The following is a 21153-nucleotide window of genomic DNA, read 5'->3' as shown; positions in this document are numbered from 1 at the left end:
ATTTTATTTTTGTGTAACCCAATTAAAGCCATCCGGCAAATACCAGCCACAGACAATTCCGCCCATAATGGTGATCGTTATGGTCCAGTATGCAGTATTAATGAAAGTATACTTCCATGATTTCCTTTCAAACATTGCATTAATTGCAGTAATGGGAAATATCAAAAATACTCCGGCTATAAAACAATGCAAAGCACCATGGCCAAAAGAACGATAGGCCATTCCGTAATCTTTCATGAAGGCAAAAAATGAAGGTTTTGCATTCATTTCATCTCCACCAACCATACCTAAGGCTCCAAGTTGATGTATTGTAATCATTTGCAGAAAAAAAGCGATCAGAAAAGACAGGATAAATGAAAAGACAAAAATAAATCCCATGTTTGATCCTTTCATTTTCTCTTCTGTCAGCCCCGATTCCTGCATCCAGACAGTTCCGAACATTTTTGGATGATACCAGATAAATCCCATAATAAGTGGAACCAATGCGGCTACAGCAATAGCCAATAAGTTAATTTCCATCATAATATTGCATTTTAATAAGTATATCAAATCTACATTAAAATACAATATAAAATGAACTTTACGTAAATTATAATTCATTTTAACTATAAATTAAAAAATAAATAGAATAAATTCAATAAAAATCTAATATTACATTCCAATCCTATACTAATTATAAAAAAAATGATTTACGTTTTAAAGATTCTTATATAATGGCATTAGTAAGTTTTAAGTGTGTACATTTTCGTATTTTTGCGGCTCAATTGAATTTTTAAATCAAACCCATTAAATTCCAATGAATTACGTTTCTGTAGAAAATCTTACTAAATCTTATGGCGTCAAAGTTTTGTTCGAAAATATCTCTTTTCATGTGAATGAAGGGGACAAAATAGCCATTGTCGCCAAAAACGGAAGCGGAAAATCTACCCTTCTTAAAATATTAATGGGGAATGAAATTGCAGACAGCGGGACTGTAAATATTAATAAAGATATCCAGGTGGTTTTATTTGACCAAGAGATTGAATTTGATTCTGATCTAACGATTGATGAGTTTATGATGACGCTTGATTCTGCGCCTATTCAGGCTCTGAAGAATTATCATCAATCTCTGCTCTCCACAGATTATGATTTCATTGAAAAAGCTTTGGCTGAAATGGAAATTCATAAAGCATGGGATCTGGAGAATGATATGAAACAAATTCTCTCCCAGCTGAAAATCACTGACCTGGAAGCAAAAATGGGAACCCTTTCCGGTGGACAGATCAAACGTGTTGCTTTAGCAAAACTACTGACTGAGACAAGAGCGGAACACCGTCATACTCTTCTGATCATGGATGAGCCAACCAACCACCTTGATGTGGAAATGGTAGAATGGCTCGAAAGTTATTTAAGTAAAGCGAAAATTACCTTAATACTGGTAACCCACGACAGATATTTCCTGGATGCAGTTTGTGGCATCATCTGGGAAATGGAGGATAAAAATCTGTATTTCCATAATGGTTCTTATGCAACCTATCTTGAAAACAAGATGATTCGTGAGGATAATATGAATGCAACCATCGACAAGGCCAACAATCTTTACAGAAAAGAACTGGAATGGATGCGAAGACAGCCCAAAGCAAGAACTACAAAATCGAAATCCAGACAGGATGATTTTTACGAAACTGAAAAAATAGCTAAAACCGACACCAGAAAAGAATCTCTGGAACTTGATTTTGAAATGAAAAGGCTCGGAAACAAGATTCTGGAACTCAGAAATATTTCTAAAAGTTATGGTGAGAAATTATTATTAAAAGATTTCAGCTATCAGTTTCAACGGGGTGAAAAAGTAGGAATTGTAGGAAAAAACGGAGCCGGAAAATCTACATTACTGAATATTATCCAAGGGCTTGAACCTAAAGATTCCGGGGAAATTGAAACGGGTGAAACAATCAAATTCGGATATTTTTCACAAAAAGGGCTGAAGTATAAAGAAGATGAAAGAGTTATTGATTTTATCAAGGAAATTTCTGAAAATTTTCCTTTAGCCAACGGAAGAACAATCTCTGCATCACAGTTTTTGAGATTATTCTTATTTGATGACCAGACACAATATTCGCCAATTTCGAAACTTTCAGGAGGGGAAAAAAGGAGACTACATTTAATGTATATCCTGTATCAGAATCCTAACTTTCTGATATTTGATGAACCTACCAACGATCTGGATCTTCCGACTTTAACCGTGCTGGAAAATTTCCTGTTGAATTTTCAAGGCAGCTTAATTATTGTATCTCACGACAGGTATTTCATGGACAGAATTGTTGATCATATTTTAGCTTTTGAAGGAGAAGGAAAGATCAGAGATTTTATCGGAAACTTTTCAGAATACAGGGAAGCTAAAAGCCGTGAGGATGCACTGGAAAAAAATACAGTATCCAAACCGGAACCTGTAAAAGAAATTGTTGCCGTACCAGAGATTCAGCAACCTGCTTCTCAAAAAAGAAAAATGTCTTTTAAGGAGCAAAGGGAACTGGAAACGATAGAAAAAGAAATGCCTGAGCTTGAACAGCAACGTGCTAAGATCATGGATCAGCTAAATAACGAAACAGACTATGAAAAAGTCTCTCAACTTTCTGCCGAATTAGAAACTATTTCTGAAAAGCTTGAAAACTATGAGATGAGATGGCTGGAACTTCAGGAAATATAATAAGTGAGAGTGTTTGAGAGTGGGAGTGTTTGAGTGTTAAGGAAATTCTAAATATCAAATACTTTTACACTCAAACACTCCCACTCTCAAACTCCTCTACCCTACAGGTATACTATTTTCCCTTCTTTTGAACTTTCCAGGGATGCATCTATGATTTTCATATTCTGGACAACCTCTCTTCCCTGAGATGGTAATGCATATCCGAAAACGATATATTCATAAATCTGCTGATAATAATTCATATAGTTCCCGGGTTCGCTTGCAGTCAGCATTCTTTCGGTTTCTGCGCTTTCATTTACGAAATTTAAAATCCCGTCCGTCCCTTTTAAAGGCTCTGTCCATTCTTTGCCATAAACCGGTATGGCTCCTGCAACCAGTTCATTTTCCTGATTATCGGTTCTTTCCTGCAGGAAGCTTCCTTTTTCTCCGTGAATAGCATAGGCATAATGAGCTTCTTTGGTAAATACAGATGATTTCAGCCTTACTCTTAAATTGTTTTTGTAATAAAGCAGAATTTCAAAATAATCATTGGCATATTCCTGTCCTTTCATGGAAAACACATCAGCAAAAAGCTTTTCAGGATATCCAAAATATTGGACGGCCTGATCTACAAGATGGGCACCAAGATCATGCAGGGAACCTGAGCCCGTCTGCTGTGGATCTTCTTTATGCTGTTTTCCGCTGGGTGTAGTACGGAACCTGTCGAAACGGATTTCGGCTTCTTTAATATCTCCTAATTTACCGTCATTCAATATTTTATGAACCTGCAGAAAATCGCGGTCGAATCTTCTGTTCTGGTAAACACTCAGAAACAGTCCTTTTTCTTCCGCCAGATTCACAAGCTCTTCTGCTTCTGAAACACTAACGGTGAAGGGTTTTTCAACAATTATATTTTTTCCTGCTTCAAGTGCCATCTTTGCATATTCATAATGGGTCTGTACAGGTGTATTGATAATCACAAGTTCAATATCTGCATTCTGAAGCATTTCTTCTACCGAACGGTAAATAGTTGCTTCCGGATATTTTTCTTTTGACTCTTCTTTACTTCTCTCTACTACGGCAGCCATAAAAAATCCGGGATGTTCTTTCAAAAATGGAGCATGAAATATTTTTCCGCTCATTCCAAAGGCACAAAGTCCTGCTTTTATCAATTGCATACTATATAATTTTCAACAAATATATTCAATAATCCCCAGTTTAAGAAGGCATAGAAGCAATCGGTTCTTTTACAGCATTCATAAAGTATGATTTAAATCATTTTATTATTTTTATCAATTCTAAATTAATATTTCAAAAAAACCTTATTTTTGCCGCTATTTAAAACTAGTCTACATAAAAATAAAATGAATAAACAACTTGCATCTATAGGATTTTTATTGGCAGCCTTATCTTTAAGTGCTCAATTGAAAAATATTGAAGCCGATACCATCAGAACCCAAACCATTGAAGACATTAATCTTCATAAGACAGGAAATCCAAACCAGGCAAGGACTTTATCCACTAAGTCTACCCTTACGGTAATGGAAAACCCTCAGGCTATCTCCATTGTAACTCATGAAATTATTGAGCAACAACAGGCCAAGCAGCTGAGCGATGTTCTTCAGAATGTAAATGGTATGTACATTACTTCATCCAGAGGAAATTCTCAGGACAGTTTTGGGGGACGTGGTTTTATTTTGGGAAATGATAATATTTTTAAAAACGGTACAAGGGTTAACAGTGGTGTTTTTCCTGAAGTAAGTGGTCTGGAAAGAGTTGAAGTACTGAAAGGAGCCAATGCCATGCTGTACGGAAATACAGCTGCAGGAGGAATCATTAATATGATCACTAAGAAGCCTAAATTTAATTTTGGCGGAAGTGTAGGACTGAATGGTGGAAGCTGGAATTCTTATAAGCCAACAGTTGATATTTATGGACCTTTATCTAAAAATATTGCATTCAGAGTCAATGGTGCCTATGAATATGCTGAAAGTTTCAGAGATGTTGTACAGTCTGAGAAATACTATTTCAATCCTTCATTTTTATTCAATTTGAGTCCGAAATCACAATTGATTGTAGAAGCAGATTATCTTAAAAATAATTTTACTCCCGATTTTGGGATTGGATCCATTACCAATGCTGACAAAAGCTACTCTATGAATAATCTGCTGTCCAGAAATGCATTCCTGGGAACAGACTGGCAGTATCAAAATGTAGAACAACTATCAACTAACATCACGTTCAATCATCAGTTCAGCGAAAGATGGTCATTGAATGCCACTGCTTCTTATCAAAATTACACTAAGGATTATTTTTCCACAGAAAGGATACAATGGGAATATACAACCGGTAATCGATTAGCATGGAAAAGACCTTTAAACAGAACTTACAACGAACAAAATTACACATCGTTCCAGGCTAATATCAATGGGGAATTCAACACCGGAAAAATTAATCATAAAGTTTTAATAGGAGCAGATGCTGATTATGGCATTGCCGATTCTTACACCTATTATGATCCCACTATCGCAGATCCTAAAAAGGCATTATATGGAACGGCTTATTTGTTCGGTACAAACGGAAACCCTAACGGCTCAGTTTATTTGGACGATCCGTCTACATGGGCAGGTGGTAGTATGCCTACTTCGGAACATGTAGCAAAATTTGAACGTTCAAGAATTCCTACACAGAGAATAGGAGTATATGCTCAGGATTTCATCAGTATTTCAAAGCAATTTAAGGTACTTGCAGGCTTAAGATGGTCTTATGTAGAAAACAAAAGTACAAGAAAAGAAAACTTCAAGGACAATACTACCCCTTATGTTCCGTTCTCAAGTTCTTCCGATATGGCTATATCGCCAAAAGCAGGTATAGTATATATGCCAAATGATAATTTATCAGTATTCGCAACCTATACCAACTCATTCTCCAATAATGTTGGTTTAGATAGACAAGATCAAGCTCTTAAGCCTACTTATATTGATCAGTATGAAGTAGGAGCAAAGAAAAACCTGTGGAATAATGCCTTGGCTATTAACCTTACTGTTTACCAGATTTTATACAAAAATTATTATCAGGTTGCTTTAGATGATAAAGGATTACAGATAGACCCTAACGGACTTTTAAAAGATTTTGCCGGAAAAATGAGGAGCCGCGGTGTGGAATTGGATATTACAGGAAACCCAAATGAAAATTTATCCATTATAGGTGGTTTCTCATATAATAATTCAGTTTATCTTGATACTCCTGAACAATTTGGATATGTAGAAGAGCAGAGACTGGTAAGAACTCCGGCCACCACAGCCAATGCCTCGGTATTTTATAAATTCACACGTTTTGCTAAAGGATTAAAAATAGGCACTGGGGCTTACTATATTGGTGATCGTCTTGCCGGATGGAATGATACAAAGACCGGAAGCAATAGTTTAGCTGCGAGAAATGGAGTAAGCAGAGTATTTGAATTAAAGGATTACACTACCGTATCTGTATCTGTAGGCTATGAATGGAAGAAATTCTCTATCCAGGGGAAAGTGGGTAACCTGTTCGATGTAGTGAATTACAATGTACATGAAAATTATTCTGTAAATCCTATTACGCCAAGAAACTATTATTTTACGCTTACCTACAAGCTTTAGAATTAAATATTATATAATTTCATCATTCAAAGTGGAAATTGCATTTTTGCAATTTCCATTTTTAAATATAAAAAAAGACATACAATATGGATAAGATCAAGGACACAAGAAGTTTTATGAGAGTTACACACCGCTATCTGGGGTATTTTCTTGCAGGAATAATGGCCATTTATGCATTGAGTGGAATTTTGCTTGTTTACAGGGACACCGATTTTCTAAAAAAAGAGAAAAAATACGATAAAACAGTCGCTGTCAATCTTACAGAGAAAGAGCTTGGAAAAGAACTGAAAATCAAAGGTCTTGAAGCAGAAAAAACGGAAGGTACTGTTATCTATTTTAAACAGGGTACTTACGATGCATCTACCGGAAAGGCAAAATACTCTAAAAAAGAACTTCCTTTTGTACTGGACAAAATGGTGAAACTTCATAAATCCCAGTCAAAAGAGACCTTATCACCACTGAATACATTTTTCGGGATCTCTTTATTCTTTTTTGTGGTTTCCAGTTTCTGGATGTTTAATCCCAAAACAAAAGCTTTCAAACGCGGAATAAAATTCACTATTGCAGGCCTTATTATTTCGGTGATTCTTTTGTGTATTTAAATTACAAAATCATCAAAAAAAAGACCAAATAATTCACATTTCGATTACCTGAAAATTAACATTTATTCTGAGTTTTTATCTAAAATTAAGAAGCTTGGCACATTTCTTGTTTTTTCTTTAATCTACAAATGGTAACATTTAATTATTAAAATAATAAATTATGAAAAAACTAATTTTTGCAGGAATATTGGCAGCAACAGGTTTGACTGCAACAGCTAACGCTCAAATTCAACAAGGTAACTGGCTGGTAGGAAGCAGCTTAATATCAAGTAATTTTGGTTTAAATACTGGTGGAGGATACAATATTGGTTTACAGCCAAAAGGTGCTTACTTCATTAAAGATAATGTAGCTGTGGGTGGATATGTAGATTTAGGGATCAATAAAGTTACCAATGGCAGCCCTACTGAATTCACTTATGGTGTAGGTGGTTTGGGTCGTTACTACCTATCTCCGGGAGAAAAGGGTGTTGATAATTTGCTACACCACGGAAGATGGTTCCTTGAAGGTAATGTAGGTATCGGAGGTAGATCAGTTGAAAATGCAGATTCTACAACTGGTTTAGATTTTGGTGCAGGTCCTGGTTATTCTTATTTTATTACTCCTAACATCGGTATTGAAGGTTTAGTAAAATACAAAGGCAGAGCAGGATTTGGTAGCGAAGGATTAAACTCAAATATTACATTCAACTTAGGATTCAGTATTTATTTACCGACTTCAAAAGCTAAAGAAGTAGCTAATGATTTAAAATAATCACTTTATATTCACTTGAATAAAAAAATGAAATCGCCCCGAAATATTTCGGGGCGATTTTCGTACAAATTAAAACTAAACTATAAAAAATCAAATAAATCATGTATTAGGTTGAGGCGTATATCTCAGATACGGCTTTATTTCTGTCACTCCTTTTGGGAATATCTTTCTGGCATCTTCTGTAGAAATAGCAGGCGGTACAATAACATCATCACCATTTTCCCAATTGACAGGAGTAGCTACTTTATGTGAGTCAACCAGCTGAAGAGAATCCAGAACTCTTAAGATCTCATTAAAATTCCTTCCTGTAGAAGCCGGGTAAGTAATGATTAACCTTACTTTTTTATCGGGATCAATGATCAGCAAAGAACGTACGGTAGCTGTAGCAGAAGCATTCGGGTGGATAAAATCATAGAGTTCCGAAATTTTCCGGTCTTTATCTGCAATAATAGGAAACTGTACATCCGTATTCTGGGTTTCATTAATATCTTTAATCCAGCTTTGATGATCCTCTACTCCATCTACACTTAAAGCAATCACTTTTGTTCCTCTTTTATCAAATTCAGATTTCAGCTTTGAGGTGTACCCCAACTCTGTAGTGCATACCGGAGTATAATCTGCAGGATGTGAGAATAAAATTCCCCAAGAATTCCCTAAGAATTCATGAAATCTAATATCGCCTAAAGATGTTTCGGCTTGAAAGTCCGGTGCTGTATCTCCTAATTTAAGTGACATAATATTTTGCTTTGTTAGTCTACAAATTTAGTAGACTTTTTGAAACTGGCAAAATTTTTGTTGAATTTTTTCTATCTTTAATAAATTTTTTTTCATGCAGAACAATGGTTACAGCTACGTAGATGTTATTTACAGGGTTTTGGAGAGCTGGTATATGAGGTTTGCCGAGCTTACACCGAAACTTATTGTCGGAATTTTAGTATTTTCTTTTTTTCTTGTTACCAGTAAATACTTAAGCTTAGGTGCCGTAAAATTATTTCACAAATTTTTCCCTAAAAGCCAGAAAGAAAGTTCTCTGGTTACTTTAATAAGCATATTCAGATTTCTGATCATGCTGATGGGAACCTTTATTGCGCTCGAAATCATGGGCTTTAGTGGTTTCCTTTGGAAGTTTATCGGAAGCTTAGGGGTAGCCGGGGTGATTGCCGGGGTTGCTTTGAAAGATCTGGTATCCAGTATTTTTTCTGGAATGCTCATTGGAATTGATAAAGCATTTAAAATAGGGGATTATATAACGATCGGAGCACATTCCGGAACAGTTCAGGAAATTGGTTTTTTAACAACAAAAATCATTACCGATGACGGAAAGAAAGCTTACATCCCCAATCAGGTAATTTTCAATGCACCTTTTTACAATATTACAGCATCGCCGCAGCGCAGAATTATTTTAAACTTCGAGATCCCTGCGGATGAAGATATCAGCAAAGCTCAGAAGGGGATGCTGGATGTCATTAAAAGCCTGGATGGTGTAGACAGGCGGGATACTTCGGAAGTGATCTTTACCGACTTAAAACAGGGCAATTTTAATCTCCAGGCTAAATTCTGGATGAAAGTAGGAGCCAACATAGTTCAGGTGAAAAGTGAAGCCTATCTGAAAATCAAGCAGCGTCTGGATGCAGATAATATCCAACTGGTAACTCCTACAAGTATCAGCATTACGAATGGAGAGTCTCTTCCTGCCGAAAATCAGGACAAATAAAATATCAGCCGCTTTTTTTAAGCGGTTTTTTTATGCTTCAAATTATTTCTGATACTTTGATTTAAAGGTACATCTCTGATGTTATCGGGCTACAAAAAATTAAATTCAACCACAAAAGTCACAAAAGTTCTTTGACACTTAAGTTATTTTAAAGTTAAATAGATTGTGCATAGAAAGTACACTCAAGTTTTTAAGAAAATCTTTGATTTTCTGCTTATGTGAACTTATTGTTTTCAGGATGGTAAAACTTTTAAGCTAAAGTGATCTAAAGTGTTTAACATGAAAAACTTCTGTGACTTTTGTGGTAAAAAAGAAAACCGCTCCAAAAATGGAACGGTTTCTCAATTTATTTAAAAGTTCAGCTTACGCTAAAACTTCTTTTACTTTGTTGGCAGCTTCTTCTAAAGTAATTGCTGAATGTACAGGAAGACCTGAATCATCAATTAATTTTTTAGCTTCTACAGCGTTAGTTCCCTGTAATCTTACGATCAATGGAACAGGAAGACTTCCCATAGCTCTGTAAGCATCTACAACTCCCTGAGCAACTCTGTCACATCTTACGATACCACCGAAGATGTTGATAAGGATAGCTTTTACGTTAGGATCTCTCAGGATGATCCCGAAAGCTGTCTGAACTCTCTGAGCATCAGCAGTACCACCTACGTCAAGGAAGTTAGCCGGGTTACCGCCAGATAATTTGATGATATCCATTGTTGCCATGGCAAGACCAGCACCGTTTACCATACAAGCAACGTTACCGTCAAGTTTCACGAAGTTAAGACCAGCTTCACCAGCCTCAACGTCCATTGGATCTTCTTCTCTTGTATCTCTTAATTCTGCTAGGTCTTTGTGACGGAATAATGAGTTGTCATCCAAAGTTACTTTAGCATCAACAGCGATAATTTTGTTATCAGAAGTTTTTAATACAGGGTTGATTTCAAAAAGAGAAGCATCAATTCCAGTATAAGCATTGTAAAGAGATGCAATGAATTTTGTGAATTCTTTGAAAGCATTTCCTTCAAGACCAAGATTGAAAGCGATTTTTCTGGCCTGGAATCCTTGAAGACCTAAAGCAGGATCAATGATTTCCTTGTGGATCAAATGAGGAGTTACTTCAGCAACATGCTCAATATCCATCCCTCCTTCAGTAGAATATACAATCGTATTTTTACCTTCAGCTCTGTCTAAAAGAATAGAAACATAAAATTCTTTAGTTTCAGATTCTCCAGGATAATAAACGTCTTCTGCAACCAAAACAGAGTGTACTTTTTTACCTTCAGCAGAAGTTTGTGGAGTTACCAACTGCATTCCGATGATGTTCTGTGCATTTTCTTTAAGCTTATCCATGTTTGGAGAGAACTTAACACCACCACCTTTACCACGTCCACCTGCGTGGATCTGTGCTTTTACTACCCAAGCCTGAGCTCCGGTTTCAGCAGTAAGCTTTTCTGCAGCTGCTACAGCTTCGTCTACATTATTCGCTACGAAACCGCGTTGGATAGCTACTCCATACTTTGATAAAATCTCTTTTGATTGATACTCGTGAAGATTCATATTATTTTATTATTTTATTTTAAAATTTAAAGGTTGACAAATTTACTAAAAAGACATGGAAGTTCAAGTTTATTGACTTAAAAATTAAAGTGCAGTGAACTTGATTTTTAACATGTTTATCAAATTTGCTCTATTCTTCGGACAATTTCTCAGACTGTGAACCGATGAATGGGATTTTCGGAGCCAGAAAATAACCTGTCAGACTGGCAAAAAGTATCGGAACGAAATAAGTAAAGCCGGTTAAGGTTCCCAGAATAATTGTGGTACTCATTGGTGTTCTTGTTACACAGGCATTAATTGCCGCCATACAGCTTACAATGGCTAAAGTAGTGTCAACCGAAGGAAACAGCTGATGAATAATCAGCCCTAAAGTGGTGCCTACAAAAAACAGTGGGATAATGAAACCTCCTCTCCATCCTGAAGTCACGGTAACCGCAATGGCTATGATTTTAAAAACCAGAATGACGATCAAAAAATTCAGGGCAAAATTCCCGTTGATCAGTTCGTTGATCTCATGATGTCCGAAGTATCTGGTGATTGGAAAATTATAGGCAATAATCCCTAAAATAATTCCTCCAACCAATGTTTTTATATAAATCGGAAACGACCTGTATTCAAAAACTTTTTTGAAAAATTTTACAACGAAAATAAAGATCCATCCGAAGACTGTAGCCACCACCCCGAATAAAAAGGCATAGATAAAATCATATACTCCTGAATAATGATAGGCTTTCAGATCCCAAGTTGCCCCTATTCCTAAATGAATAATCAGAGCGAACATCACATAACTGAAACAGCTCGCCACTAAAGCAGGAATAATAGCTTTATAATATTCCACTGCATGTTTGTGATGCAGAATTTCAAGGGAAAATAAACTTCCTCCAAGCGGAGCCCCGAATAAAGCTGTAAAGCCTGAAGCCATTCCGGCAATACTCAAAGAACGCAGCTCTTCTCCTTTTAATCTGAAAATTTTCCCAAGCCAGGTTCCGGTAGAACCTGTTACCTGAACCAAAGGTGCTTCAGGACCTAAACTTCCACCCGATGCCACACAAAAAAGGGATGACAAAATCATGGAAGGATTATTTTTCGGCTCTAATTTTCCTTTATTAAACCTGATATTATTAACGATCAGATGGATTTCCCCGGGATCTCCGAAGAAATGGATCACAAGTCCTGCCAGCAAACCGCAGACAGCCATGGTAGGGATAACCATCCAGCCCTGAAACTCAGCTAAAAATTCAGTAAAATGTTCTAATACGATCCAGTAACCTCCTGCAATAGCCCCTCCCACAAGACCTGTGAAAGCCCACATAAAAAAAGTCCGGCTGAATACAAAAGGATTGAATCTTATGGGCTGATCCAGAAGATTCAATGTTTTTATTAACCGTCTTCTTCTATTGATCTTCATTCTTAAATTCTGTTTTTAGCAAAATAAAGAATAAGCATTCCCCAGCTCAGGATCATAAAAAGACCTCCCAACGGAGTAACAGGTCCTAAAAATTTAAGGTTTGTTCCCAGGTAATCCTGCAGGCTAAGGAAATAAATACTGAAAGAAAATAACATGGTTCCCACAATCATCAAAATGGAAGTCCATTTTTCAGACGAAGTTTCAAATTTTAAAATATATCCGATGATCAGTAAGAAAAATGCAGCATACATCTGGTATCTCACTCCTGTTTCAAAGCTTTCAAGTCTTTCTACAGACAATATTTTTTTTAAAGCATGTGCTCCGAAGGCGCCCAGAATAACAGACAGCATTCCATACGCAGCACCAAAAATTAAAGTAATTGTTTTCATTTTTATAATTCTTCTAATTCTAGATTTAAATATTTTTTTGTTTTGTAATCCTGCCAGGTTCCGGTAATCCTGCTGCCCTTTTTATTCGCTTCAATAAAAGCTCTTGGAATCCATTTTTCCAATTCTTCATCATAATGGTCATTCTCCGTAATGGAAATATGATCTCCCTGAATCTTTCCGTTCCATTCTATCAGTTTTTTATTTTTATCATACCAATACATGGCGGAAAAAGCATTTTCTCCATTATCCGTGTAAAGATGTTTGATCAGAACCGTAATGGGGTATTTATCAATTTTTCCTTTCAACAGCTTATACTGAAAACTTGTTGTATCAGTTTTTTCAGAACCTGACAGAAGATTTTTTGCGTAAGGACTCCAATATTTTTCTAGGTCCTTATAAGAAATTTCAATGATGTGACTTCCCAGATCATCCAATGCCCTCATCGCATGATTGGAACATCTTCCGGCAACAAAAGTCAATTGATCCTTTCCAAAATAGAATTCAATGTATTCCAAGGTATTTTCTAAAAAACAGTCTTCATACATTGCAATCTGCTCCTGAATTTCTTCTGTAGGATTTTTATCGGCTTTCAACTCTTTAAGAAAATCATCAACTCTTTTCCTGATTCTCTGATTGATTAAGCTTTCAATCGTTTTAACAGCATTGGGCTGAAATAAATCGGGACAATTAATAAAATTTCCTGTTCTGAGATCAAAATTAATCCATTTGGAAAAACCTTCCGGATAAGCTCCCGAAGCCTCGCCATCTATACCAATACTTAAAATATTTTTAGGGGTTTCTAATTTTTCCCAACTGTAAAAATAGAGATAATTGGTATAGGAATTGGTCGCAGTGGCAGCCTTTTTAAAAGGATCAGGGCCTGAATTCGGCACATATTCCAGTTCATCAACCTGCAGAAAGGTATTGATTTTATGTTCAACCAAAGGGTTTCCGGGATAGGAAACAACCGGAAAAACAGTATCTTCAGATTTAGGCTGCAAATCACTGATCTTTACATTTTTCTGCTGAGAAAAACTTAAACCAGAAATCAACAGGAAGAATACTATTTTCTTTCTCATTATTTTGAATGAATGTAGATTAAAATCAGTTTTGCCACCAACGTCGAGATTCCTAATATAATAAAGATATTAGAAAGCTTTTTAGAATTTCTAAAGCCCGGTGACGTCGTTTTCTTCAGGAAGATTCCGAAGATGATAAATACTATAGGTAGGATAATCTGCAGCATTATTGAGCTCTTAACCTGTTAAATTCATGAATAACCTCATGGTGGCTTACCGTTTTGTCTTTAAAATAGTTCACAAAATGCTGTTTTTCCTCTTCTGTAGCACCCATTTGGTTTAGAATATTCAACAGGTGCATCTTCATATGCCCTTTCTGGATACCGGTTGTCACTAAAGAACGGAGAGCACCAAAATTCTGAGCAAGTCCGGAAACAGCCAGAATACTCATCAGCTCTTGTGCAGAAGGTTTTCCAAGCAATGCCAAGGAGAATTTTACTAATGGATGAAGATTGGTCAAACCTCCCACTACTCCTACAGAAATCGGAAGATCGATCCAGAATCTGAAAATTCCGTTGTCCGTTGTACAGTGCGTAAGAGATCTGTATTGTCCGTCTCTCGCGGCGTAGGCATGGGCACAGGCTTCTGTTGCTCTGAAGTCATTTCCTGTAGCGATTACTACTGCATCCACTCCATTCATCACGCCCTTATTGTGTGTGGTTGCGCGGAAAGGCTCTATTTCAGCAATGGTAACAGCCTGTTTGAATTTTCTTGCAAATTCTTCATTCGAAATTCCACTGTCATCCTTTAAATCATCAATCTTACATGAAACCTCAGCTCTTACGAGACAGTCCGGTGTAAAGTTGGAAAGAATATTCATCACAATCTGAAGCGAGTTTTTCTCTTCCTGTGTGAAATCTTCACTCGTTGCAATCTCCTGCTTCATTGTTTTTCCGAACTGCTCAAGACACGAATTGATAAAATTCGCACCCATGGAATCTACTGTGTCAAAGCTTGCTTTAAGCTGGTAATAATCCGGCATTTCGGAGGTTTTATCAATTAATTTGATATCCAGAATTCCACCACCTCGTTTTCTCATGTTGGCGGTAATATCTTCTGTAGCTTCAAACAGTTTTTTCTTTAATTTGAAATTAAAGAAATGCAGAAGTTTATGAGATTCCACACTGAAGATAAAGTGGGTATGCCCTAATTTTTCATTGTTAATAATGGTTGTTTTAAAACCACCTTTATCAATCCAGAATTTTGCAGCTTTTGAAGCAGCCGCCACTACTGAACTTTCTTCAACGGCCATTGGAAGGGCGAATAATTTCCCGTCAATTAAGAAATTGGGGGCAATTCCGTACGGCATATAGAAATTGGAGATCGTATTTTCAGAAAACTCTTCATGAAGTTTCTGAAGATCAGCATTTTCGTTCCAGTATTGTTTTAATATATTTTGATATTCTTCGTTTCCTTCAAGGTATTCGCTGACAAGCCAATCGATTTTCCCCTGCTTTGTAAGTTTAGAGAAACCTTCTACCGGTTTATGATTCATAGCATAAATTTAATAAGTGTAAAGATAGTAATTTTGAAAGTCTCCATTGTTGATAACTTCCAGAGAAAAAGATTGACATTTATCAATTTTGGAACTACTTTTGAACAAAGTTTAGATACAAATTATAACATCCTTCTGAAAAATGAATTTTGAACGCCTGAAAGAAAAACTCGAAATCCTTGCGGATGCAGCAAAATATGACGTTTCCTGCTCATCCAGCGGAGGAACGCGAAAGAATAAAAAAGGCGCCTTGGGAGACAGTTCCGTAAGCGGGATCTGCCATACCTATACAGAAGACGGACGGTGTGTTTCCCTGCTCAAAATCCTGTTGACCAATCATTGCATTTACGATTGTGCCTACTGCGTATCCAGAAGTTCCAATGATATTAAAAGAGCCGCTTTCACCGTGGAAGAGGTAACAGACCTGACCATTAATTTTTACCGCAGAAATTATATTGAAGGACTGTTTTTAAGCTCTGGAATCTTTAAAAATGCAGATACGACGATGGAACGTCTGGTAAGGGTGGCAAAAAAATTACGTTTAGAAGAAAATTTTAACGGCTATATTCATTTGAAATCTATTCCGGGAGCAAGTGATGAGCTGATGCAGGAAGCCGCTCTTTATGCAGACAGGTTATCCATTAACCTTGAAATTCCTACAGAAAGCGGATTGAAATTGTTAGCACCTGAAAAAAACCGACAGGATATGCTTAATCCTATGAAATATATTCAGAATGGAATTGCGCAATATAAGGATGAAAAGAAAATTTTCAGAAAGGTTCCTAAGTTTGCTCCGGCAGGACAGTCTACTCAAATGATCGTGGGGGCAACCAATGAAAATGATTTGCAGATCATCAAAGTGGCCGATCATTTTTATAAAAATTTCAATCTGAAAAGGGTTTATTATTCCGGTTATGTTCCTGTTCTGGAAGATAAAAGACTGCCTTCTCTGACTACAGAAGTTCCGATGCTTCGTGAAAACCGCTTGTATCAGTCGGATTGGCTGATGCGCTTTTACGGTTTTAAGGCTGAGGAAATTTTAGACCCGCATATGCCGTTTTTAGACCTTGAAGTTGATCCTAAATTGAGCTGGGCCTTGAGACATCTGCATCAATTTCCTGTTAATTTACAGACTGCAGATTATCAGATGATTTTAAGAATTCCTGGAATTGGCGTGAAAACTGCACAGAAAATTGTGAGTGCAAGGCGTTTTCAGGTTTTAAATATGGACCATCTGAAAAAACTGGGAGCTGCGGTTAACAGAGCAAAGTATTTCATTGACTTTAACGCCGGAAATGCTTATCTAAAATATTTAACGGATAAAAATTTCAGAAAGCTGCTTGTGGGTGGAAGCTCTTCTAAGTTTCACAATCAGTTTTCACAGCAGCTGAGTCTGTTTTGATTTTAAACACCAATTACACGAATTGTTTCACGAACTTCACTAATCATTCTAAGACTAACATATTAACTCACTCTAAAACTCCAAAACCTTATAACTCTCTAAATTAACATGACCACTCTACTCTATGACGGCAGTTTCGACGGACTTTTTACAGCAGTATTTGAAGTTTTCGAATACCGGTATAAAGAGGTAGAAATAGTGAGCAAGGAGAGATTTCATCAGGAAAATATCTTTGCTGAAATTCATGAAGTCATTACTCAGAATGATAAGGCTGAACGGGTTTTAAGCAAACTGGAACAACATATTGGACAGTCAGGAATACATGAGTTATTAAAAGTTTATTTATCAGAAGATCCTGAATCGGAACGTCTTATTTTATCAGCCGTAAAACAGTCTGTAAAATATCCTGATGAAAATATTCTGCAAAATTATGCTGACAGCGATATTTTAAAAATTTCAAAAATTTGTAAATCGGTAAGCCGGGAAAGGCACAGAATGACTGCTTTTGTGAGATTTGAGAAAATGCAGGATGGCGTTTTCTTTGCGAAGATAGATCCTGACTTTGATGTTCTTCCGCTTATCCGTAAACATTTTAAAGACCGGTATCAGGATCAGAAATGGATGATCTATGATTTGAGAAGGAATTATGGAATTTTATACAATCTGGAAAGCTGCGATTTCTTTTATCCGGAAGAAAAACTGGATTTACATGAGTACCAGCAGAAGTTTCATGATGATGAAAACAACTATCAAAAGCTATGGCAGCGGTATTTTACAAAGACCAATATTGTGGAAAGAAAGAATTTGAAACTGCACGTTCAGCATGTTCCAAAAAGATATTGGAAGTATCTGACGGAAAAGTGGTAATGTGGATTTACTGTGATAATATTCTCATAGACTGAGTTAGCGGTGATCAAAATATAACTTTTATACTATTATGTAAAAAGTTATTTAGCGAAGTATTTACTTGGATGCTATTTGTTCATATGCTTTCCAATTTTTTTCGATAAAATATTTCACGGTGCCACAGTTTTAATGTAAATTCTTCAGAAACAAAAACAGCGAGGGATTTTTAAGCTTACAAATTTTAGACGATTTTAATTATTTATATTCAAAACTCTTCTCAACTTACTGCCATTATCTGAACTTGTTTTTGTAAATTTGTGTTCGAAATTTTTTACTAGATGAAAGAGAGTGCTGTAAAAAAAATTGCAGTTCTTACTTCAGGAGGTGACTCTCCGGGTATGAATGCAGCATTAAGAGCAGTCGTTAGAACTGCAAACTATTATAATATCGAATGCTACGGAGTAAGGGAAGGCTATAACGGACTCATCCATGATGATTTCCTGAAAATGGGCCCCCGTTCCGTAAAAAATATAATCAACCAGGGCGGAACGATTCTCAAATCCGCCAGATCTGTAGAATTCAGAACTCCTGAAGGACGTCAGAAAGCTTACGACAACTGTGTGAAACATGGTGTGGATGCATTGGTGTGCATTGGAGGTGACGGAACTTTTACCGGAGCAAAGATCTTCAACGAAGAATTCGGGATCAGGGTAATTGGTGTACCGGGGACTATTGACAATGATATTTTCGGAACGGATAACACCATCGGCTACGATACGGCTTTAAACACTGCTATGGAAGCTATTGATAAGATCCGTGATACGGCAACATCCCACAACCGAGTTTTCTTTGTAGAGGTAATGGGCCGTGATGCAGGTTTCATCGCTTTAAACAGTGGGCTGGCTACCGGTGCTCTGGATATTCTTATTCCTGAGAAGAAAGATAGCATGGAAGATCTTTTTGCCAATTTCAGAAAAGCTGAAAAAACAGGAAAAGCATCAAGCATTGTAGTAGTAGCGGAAGGTGAAAAGCTTGGGAATATCTACGAGCTTTCTAAACAGACCAAAGAGGAATTCCCTGATTACGATATCCGTGTAACCATCTTAGGACATATCCAGAGAGGTGGTTCTCCAAGCTGTGCAGACAGGGTTCTGGCAAGCAGGCTGGGTTATGGTGCCGTAGTGGGACTCATGGAAGGAAAAACAAATGTAATGGCCGGAATGCGTTCCAACGATATGGTGTACACACCGATCGAAGAAGCCATTAAAAAACATAATGAAATCAATAAAGATCTTTTACTGATTTCTGAAATTTTAGCAATCTAATTATTTTTTTATAATCTAAAACAAACTATTATGTCAACAATCAAAGTAGGTATCAACGGTTTTGGTAGAATTGGACGTCTTGTTTTCAGAGCAATGACTGAAAGAGATAACATTGAAGTAGTAGGAATCAATGACCTAATCAACGCAGAATACATGGCTTACATGTTAAAATATGATTCTGTACACGGTATCTTCCCGGGAGAAGTTTCTGTAGAAGGAAATGATCTTGTAGTAAACGGAAAAAGAATCAGAGTAACTGCTGAGAAAGATCCTAACAACCTAAAATGGAATGAGATCGGTGCAGACTATATCGTAGAATCTACAGGTCTTTTCTTATCTAAGGACTCTGCTCAGGCTCACATTAATGCCGGTGCTAAAAAAGTAATCCTTTCTGCTCCATCTAAAGACGACACTCCGATGTTCGTAATGGGTGTGAACCACAAAGAACTTACTGACGATATCAAAATTTTATCTAACGCGTCTTGTACTACCAACTGTTTAGCTCCTTTAGCTAAAGTAATCCACGATAACTTCGGGATCGTTGAAGGTCTTATGACTACGGTACACGCTACAACGGCAACTCAGAAAACAGTTGACGGTCCTTCAATGAAAGACTGGAGAGGTGGTAGAGCTGCTCTTAACAACATTATCCCTTCTTCTACAGGTGCTGCTAAAGCGGTAGGAAAAGTAATCCCTTCATTAAACGGAAAATTAACAGGTATGTCTTTCAGAGTACCAACTGTTGACGTTTCTGTAGTAGATTTAACAGTGAGAATTGAAAAAGCTGCTTCTTATGAAGAAATCTGTTCAGTAATTAAAGCTGCTTCTGAAGGTGAATTGAAAGGAATCTTAGGATACACTGAAGATGCAGTAGTTTCTCAGGACTTCGTAGGAGATAAGAGAACTTCTATCTTCGATAAAGATGCCGGTATCATGCTTTCTCCAAACTTTGTAAAACTTGTTTCATGGTATGATAACGAAATGGGTTATTCTAACAAGTTGGTAGATATGCTTGTACACGCTGCTTCTTTATCATAAATAATGAGCAATTAGCAATAAATAATGAAAACCTTCCCGATGGGAAGGTTTTTTTGTTTTTATGACTTTATCAAATTATTACTTGGCTACAAATGGATTTTTATCAAACCTAAAAGATATTCCTACAAAAGGATTCACTCTGTACTGCATTTTATTCAGATTATCCGATGTCACTGAGGTGTCGATTGCCTGTCCCACTGTATAATCTGTATTAGGACGGTTTTGCTTGTGCACGGCAATACCTGCTGTCAGAATAATATTTTGTCCAATTCCCAGCGCACCACCGGCAAAAACAGACAACTCTTCAAAATCAAAGCCTAAACCACCTATAAATCCGGGAGAAAAATTTCGCTGGTTATTCATAAAGGTAAACATAATGCTAGGCGTAAGATCCATCATTTTCCCATCCTTGTTTTCTGCTACTACATTATTTACAGAAGTAAATCTTGAGCGGCTTGTGAGAAAAACAGCATTTGCTCCGAAGGAAGTCGTCCATTTCCAGTCAGATTCACTTTTTATAATATACTTCCTTATTTTCTCTTCCCCTGTTACCCCAACATAAAGAATATACTGAGTGTTGCTTCTAAAAACCAATTCTGTAATTACGTCACTTTCACCATGCAGGCTTTTAGTACTGTCTTTTTGCTTTCTCTCCATTTTCAATGGTTCATACTCAATAGCTTTCTTTCTAATGACCAGACTTTTCAGCTGCGAGGATGGTATATATAATTTATAATTCCCTTTTTCAACGAGCATTTCCACGCTGTCGATTTCAACGGACAGATCAATAGTAATCGTTCTATTGATTTCCTTTTTACTGTTCTCTCCAATTTCCTTTCTTACTTCGACTTTTATTTGTGCAAAAAAAATTGAGGGCATAAAAATTACAAAAGCAAGAATTTTTAATAAATAAGTTTTCATGGCTATTAGTTTTCTACAAAGTTTAAAATTCCATGAATACAAGTAAATTACCCGTTCGGGTGATTTTGAGTATCAAAAAGAGCAATGTTTGATGGAATATATTACAAAAGAAAAAGCCTCTCCAGCAACGAGAGGCTATTAGTTTATCATTTTCAAACAACTAAAAAGAAAAGAGTAAACTGTTTTTATAACATTCATTAATTAACTTCGAATAAACAGTGTATAAAATTTAATGCTCCGAGACTTACTATTTTCCTAATTAAAATAAATTATGGAAAAAAATAAATCATAAAACAAAACGGAACAAAAAAATTGAGCCGCCATGGTTA

The 21153-nt window shown here is 36.5% G+C and carries 18 protein-coding genes; 9 read left to right on the top strand and 9 right to left on the bottom strand.

Features of this window, described 5'->3' with window-relative positions; all coding sequences use genetic code 11:
• Window positions 1-3: 3 nt before the first annotated feature.
• Window positions 4-522 carry a DUF1761 domain-containing protein gene (locus V6R96_RS10615; protein WP_307724885.1) on the bottom strand — a complete coding sequence of 173 codons (519 nt, stop codon included), beginning with the start codon at window positions 520-522 and terminating at the stop codon, window positions 4-6.
• A 274-nt stretch (window positions 523-796) separates the two neighbouring features.
• Between V6R96_RS10615 and V6R96_RS10610 the strand changes: the two genes are divergently transcribed.
• The gene (locus tag V6R96_RS10610) at window positions 797-2686 is read left to right on the top strand and encodes an ABC-F family ATP-binding cassette domain-containing protein (protein ID WP_336378972.1); all 1890 of its coding nucleotides are present in this window, start codon (window positions 797-799) and stop codon (window positions 2684-2686) included.
• Between the two features lie 101 nt (window positions 2687-2787).
• On the opposite strand, the gene V6R96_RS10605 is transcribed toward V6R96_RS10610, so the two are convergent.
• Window positions 2788-3843 (bottom strand): Gfo/Idh/MocA family oxidoreductase, encoded by a 1056-nt coding sequence (locus V6R96_RS10605; protein ID WP_336378973.1) that lies wholly within the window; start codon window positions 3841-3843, stop codon window positions 2788-2790.
• A 186-nt stretch (window positions 3844-4029) separates the two neighbouring features.
• Between V6R96_RS10605 and V6R96_RS10600 the strand changes: the two genes are divergently transcribed.
• From V6R96_RS10600 to V6R96_RS10590, 3 genes are all read left to right on the top strand, one after another.
• Window positions 4030-6300, top strand: a complete 2271-nt coding sequence (locus tag V6R96_RS10600; RefSeq protein ID WP_336378974.1) for a TonB-dependent siderophore receptor — start codon at window positions 4030-4032, stop codon at window positions 6298-6300.
• 86 nt (window positions 6301-6386) lie between these two features.
• Window positions 6387-6902 (top strand): hypothetical protein, encoded by a 516-nt coding sequence (locus V6R96_RS10595; protein WP_111955159.1) that lies wholly within the window; start codon window positions 6387-6389, stop codon window positions 6900-6902.
• Window positions 6903-7062: 160 nt separating this feature from the next.
• Window positions 7063-7653 carry a hypothetical protein gene (locus tag V6R96_RS10590; protein WP_111955161.1) on the top strand — a complete coding sequence of 197 codons (591 nt, stop codon included), beginning with the start codon at window positions 7063-7065 and terminating at the stop codon, window positions 7651-7653.
• 99 nt (window positions 7654-7752) lie between these two features.
• On the opposite strand, the gene V6R96_RS10585 is transcribed toward V6R96_RS10590, so the two are convergent.
• Window positions 7753-8388: a peroxiredoxin gene (locus V6R96_RS10585; RefSeq protein ID WP_223560234.1), complete on the bottom strand. Its 636-nt coding sequence runs from the start codon at window positions 8386-8388 to the stop codon at window positions 7753-7755.
• 94 nt (window positions 8389-8482) lie between these two features.
• Here V6R96_RS10585 and V6R96_RS10580 point away from each other — a divergent pair, with 94 nt between their 5' ends.
• Window positions 8483-9367, top strand: coding sequence for a mechanosensitive ion channel family protein (locus V6R96_RS10580; protein ID WP_336378975.1), 885 nt, complete (start codon window positions 8483-8485; stop codon window positions 9365-9367).
• A gap of 363 nt (window positions 9368-9730) precedes the next feature.
• Here V6R96_RS10580 and sucC read toward each other — a convergent pair whose 3' ends face one another.
• The 5 genes from sucC to V6R96_RS10555 form a co-directional block, all read right to left on the bottom strand.
• Window positions 9731-10921: an ADP-forming succinate--CoA ligase subunit beta gene (sucC, locus tag V6R96_RS10575; protein ID WP_111955165.1), complete on the bottom strand. Its 1191-nt coding sequence runs from the start codon at window positions 10919-10921 to the stop codon at window positions 9731-9733.
• Between the two features lie 130 nt (window positions 10922-11051).
• A complete protein-coding gene (locus tag V6R96_RS10570; protein ID WP_111955167.1) occupies window positions 11052-12329 on the bottom strand; it encodes a chloride channel protein in 1278 nt (425 codons plus the stop codon).
• Between the two features lie 2 nt (window positions 12330-12331).
• Complete coding sequence (locus tag V6R96_RS10565; protein ID WP_336378976.1) at window positions 12332-12718, bottom strand: DUF423 domain-containing protein; 387 nt, start codon at window positions 12716-12718, stop codon at window positions 12332-12334.
• Between the two features lie 2 nt (window positions 12719-12720).
• Window positions 12721-13797 (bottom strand): hypothetical protein, encoded by a 1077-nt coding sequence (locus V6R96_RS10560; protein ID WP_336378977.1) that lies wholly within the window; start codon window positions 13795-13797, stop codon window positions 12721-12723.
• Between the two features lie 166 nt (window positions 13798-13963).
• Window positions 13964-15292 carry a hydroxymethylglutaryl-CoA reductase, degradative gene (locus tag V6R96_RS10555; RefSeq protein WP_223560239.1) on the bottom strand — a complete coding sequence of 443 codons (1329 nt, stop codon included), beginning with the start codon at window positions 15290-15292 and terminating at the stop codon, window positions 13964-13966.
• 142 nt (window positions 15293-15434) lie between these two features.
• On the opposite strand from V6R96_RS10555, the gene V6R96_RS10550 reads away from it, so the two are divergent.
• The 4 genes from V6R96_RS10550 to gap all read left to right on the top strand — a co-directional run bounded on the left by V6R96_RS10550 (window position 15435) and on the right by gap (window position 19903).
• Window positions 15435-16694: a putative DNA modification/repair radical SAM protein gene (locus V6R96_RS10550; protein ID WP_223560240.1), complete on the top strand. Its 1260-nt coding sequence runs from the start codon at window positions 15435-15437 to the stop codon at window positions 16692-16694.
• Between the two features lie 108 nt (window positions 16695-16802).
• Window positions 16803-17561 carry a TIGR03915 family putative DNA repair protein gene (locus V6R96_RS10545; RefSeq protein WP_336378978.1) on the top strand — a complete coding sequence of 253 codons (759 nt, stop codon included), beginning with the start codon at window positions 16803-16805 and terminating at the stop codon, window positions 17559-17561.
• A gap of 317 nt (window positions 17562-17878) precedes the next feature.
• Window positions 17879-18865, top strand: a complete 987-nt coding sequence (gene pfkA / locus V6R96_RS10540; RefSeq protein WP_116012686.1) for a 6-phosphofructokinase — start codon at window positions 17879-17881, stop codon at window positions 18863-18865.
• A gap of 30 nt (window positions 18866-18895) precedes the next feature.
• Entirely contained in the window at window positions 18896-19903 is a 1008-nt protein-coding gene (gene gap / locus V6R96_RS10535) for a type I glyceraldehyde-3-phosphate dehydrogenase (RefSeq protein ID WP_111955181.1), read from the top strand.
• Between the two features lie 78 nt (window positions 19904-19981).
• Here gap and V6R96_RS10530 read toward each other — a convergent pair whose 3' ends face one another.
• Window positions 19982-20824 carry a hypothetical protein gene (locus V6R96_RS10530; protein WP_336378979.1) on the bottom strand — a complete coding sequence of 281 codons (843 nt, stop codon included), beginning with the start codon at window positions 20822-20824 and terminating at the stop codon, window positions 19982-19984.
• Between the last annotated feature and the right edge of the window lie 329 nt (window positions 20825-21153).

The sequence above is a fragment of the Chryseobacterium sp. CCNWLW53 genome, from assembly GCF_037083525.1.
Lineage (GTDB): Bacteria > Bacteroidota > Bacteroidia > Flavobacteriales > Weeksellaceae > Chryseobacterium > Chryseobacterium lathyri.
This window is presented reverse-complemented; position numbering and strand designations above follow the sequence as displayed.

What these genes read in the sequence shown, in the direction of transcription:
- V6R96_RS10585 (WP_223560234.1), bottom strand. Translation starts at nt 8,388, where the DNA reads ATGTCACTTAAATTAGGAGATACAGCACCGGACTTTCAAGCCGAAACA.
- V6R96_RS10595 (WP_111955159.1), top strand. Translation starts at nt 6,387, where the DNA reads ATGGATAAGATCAAGGACACAAGAAGTTTTATGAGAGTTACACACCGC.
- V6R96_RS10530 (WP_336378979.1), bottom strand. Translation starts at nt 20,824, where the DNA reads ATGAAAACTTATTTATTAAAAATTCTTGCTTTTGTAATTTTTATGCCC.
- V6R96_RS10605 (WP_336378973.1), bottom strand. Translation starts at nt 3,843, where the DNA reads ATGCAATTGATAAAAGCAGGACTTTGTGCCTTTGGAATGAGCGGAAAA.
- V6R96_RS10610 (WP_336378972.1), top strand. Translation starts at nt 797, where the DNA reads ATGAATTACGTTTCTGTAGAAAATCTTACTAAATCTTATGGCGTCAAA.
- V6R96_RS10600 (WP_336378974.1), top strand. Translation starts at nt 4,030, where the DNA reads ATGAATAAACAACTTGCATCTATAGGATTTTTATTGGCAGCCTTATCT.
- V6R96_RS10550 (WP_223560240.1), top strand. Translation starts at nt 15,435, where the DNA reads ATGAATTTTGAACGCCTGAAAGAAAAACTCGAAATCCTTGCGGATGCA.
- V6R96_RS10590 (WP_111955161.1), top strand. Translation starts at nt 7,063, where the DNA reads ATGAAAAAACTAATTTTTGCAGGAATATTGGCAGCAACAGGTTTGACT.
- V6R96_RS10565 (WP_336378976.1), bottom strand. Translation starts at nt 12,718, where the DNA reads ATGAAAACAATTACTTTAATTTTTGGTGCTGCGTATGGAATGCTGTCT.
- gap (WP_111955181.1), top strand. Translation starts at nt 18,896, where the DNA reads ATGTCAACAATCAAAGTAGGTATCAACGGTTTTGGTAGAATTGGACGT.
- V6R96_RS10580 (WP_336378975.1), top strand. Translation starts at nt 8,483, where the DNA reads ATGCAGAACAATGGTTACAGCTACGTAGATGTTATTTACAGGGTTTTG.
- V6R96_RS10545 (WP_336378978.1), top strand. Translation starts at nt 16,803, where the DNA reads ATGACCACTCTACTCTATGACGGCAGTTTCGACGGACTTTTTACAGCA.
- V6R96_RS10570 (WP_111955167.1), bottom strand. Translation starts at nt 12,329, where the DNA reads ATGAAGATCAATAGAAGAAGACGGTTAATAAAAACATTGAATCTTCTG.
- sucC (WP_111955165.1), bottom strand. Translation starts at nt 10,921, where the DNA reads ATGAATCTTCACGAGTATCAATCAAAAGAGATTTTATCAAAGTATGGA.
- V6R96_RS10615 (WP_307724885.1), bottom strand. Translation starts at nt 522, where the DNA reads ATGATGGAAATTAACTTATTGGCTATTGCTGTAGCCGCATTGGTTCCA.
- V6R96_RS10560 (WP_336378977.1), bottom strand. Translation starts at nt 13,797, where the DNA reads ATGAGAAAGAAAATAGTATTCTTCCTGTTGATTTCTGGTTTAAGTTTT.
- V6R96_RS10555 (WP_223560239.1), bottom strand. Translation starts at nt 15,292, where the DNA reads ATGAATCATAAACCGGTAGAAGGTTTCTCTAAACTTACAAAGCAGGGG.
- pfkA (WP_116012686.1), top strand. Translation starts at nt 17,879, where the DNA reads ATGAAAGAGAGTGCTGTAAAAAAAATTGCAGTTCTTACTTCAGGAGGT.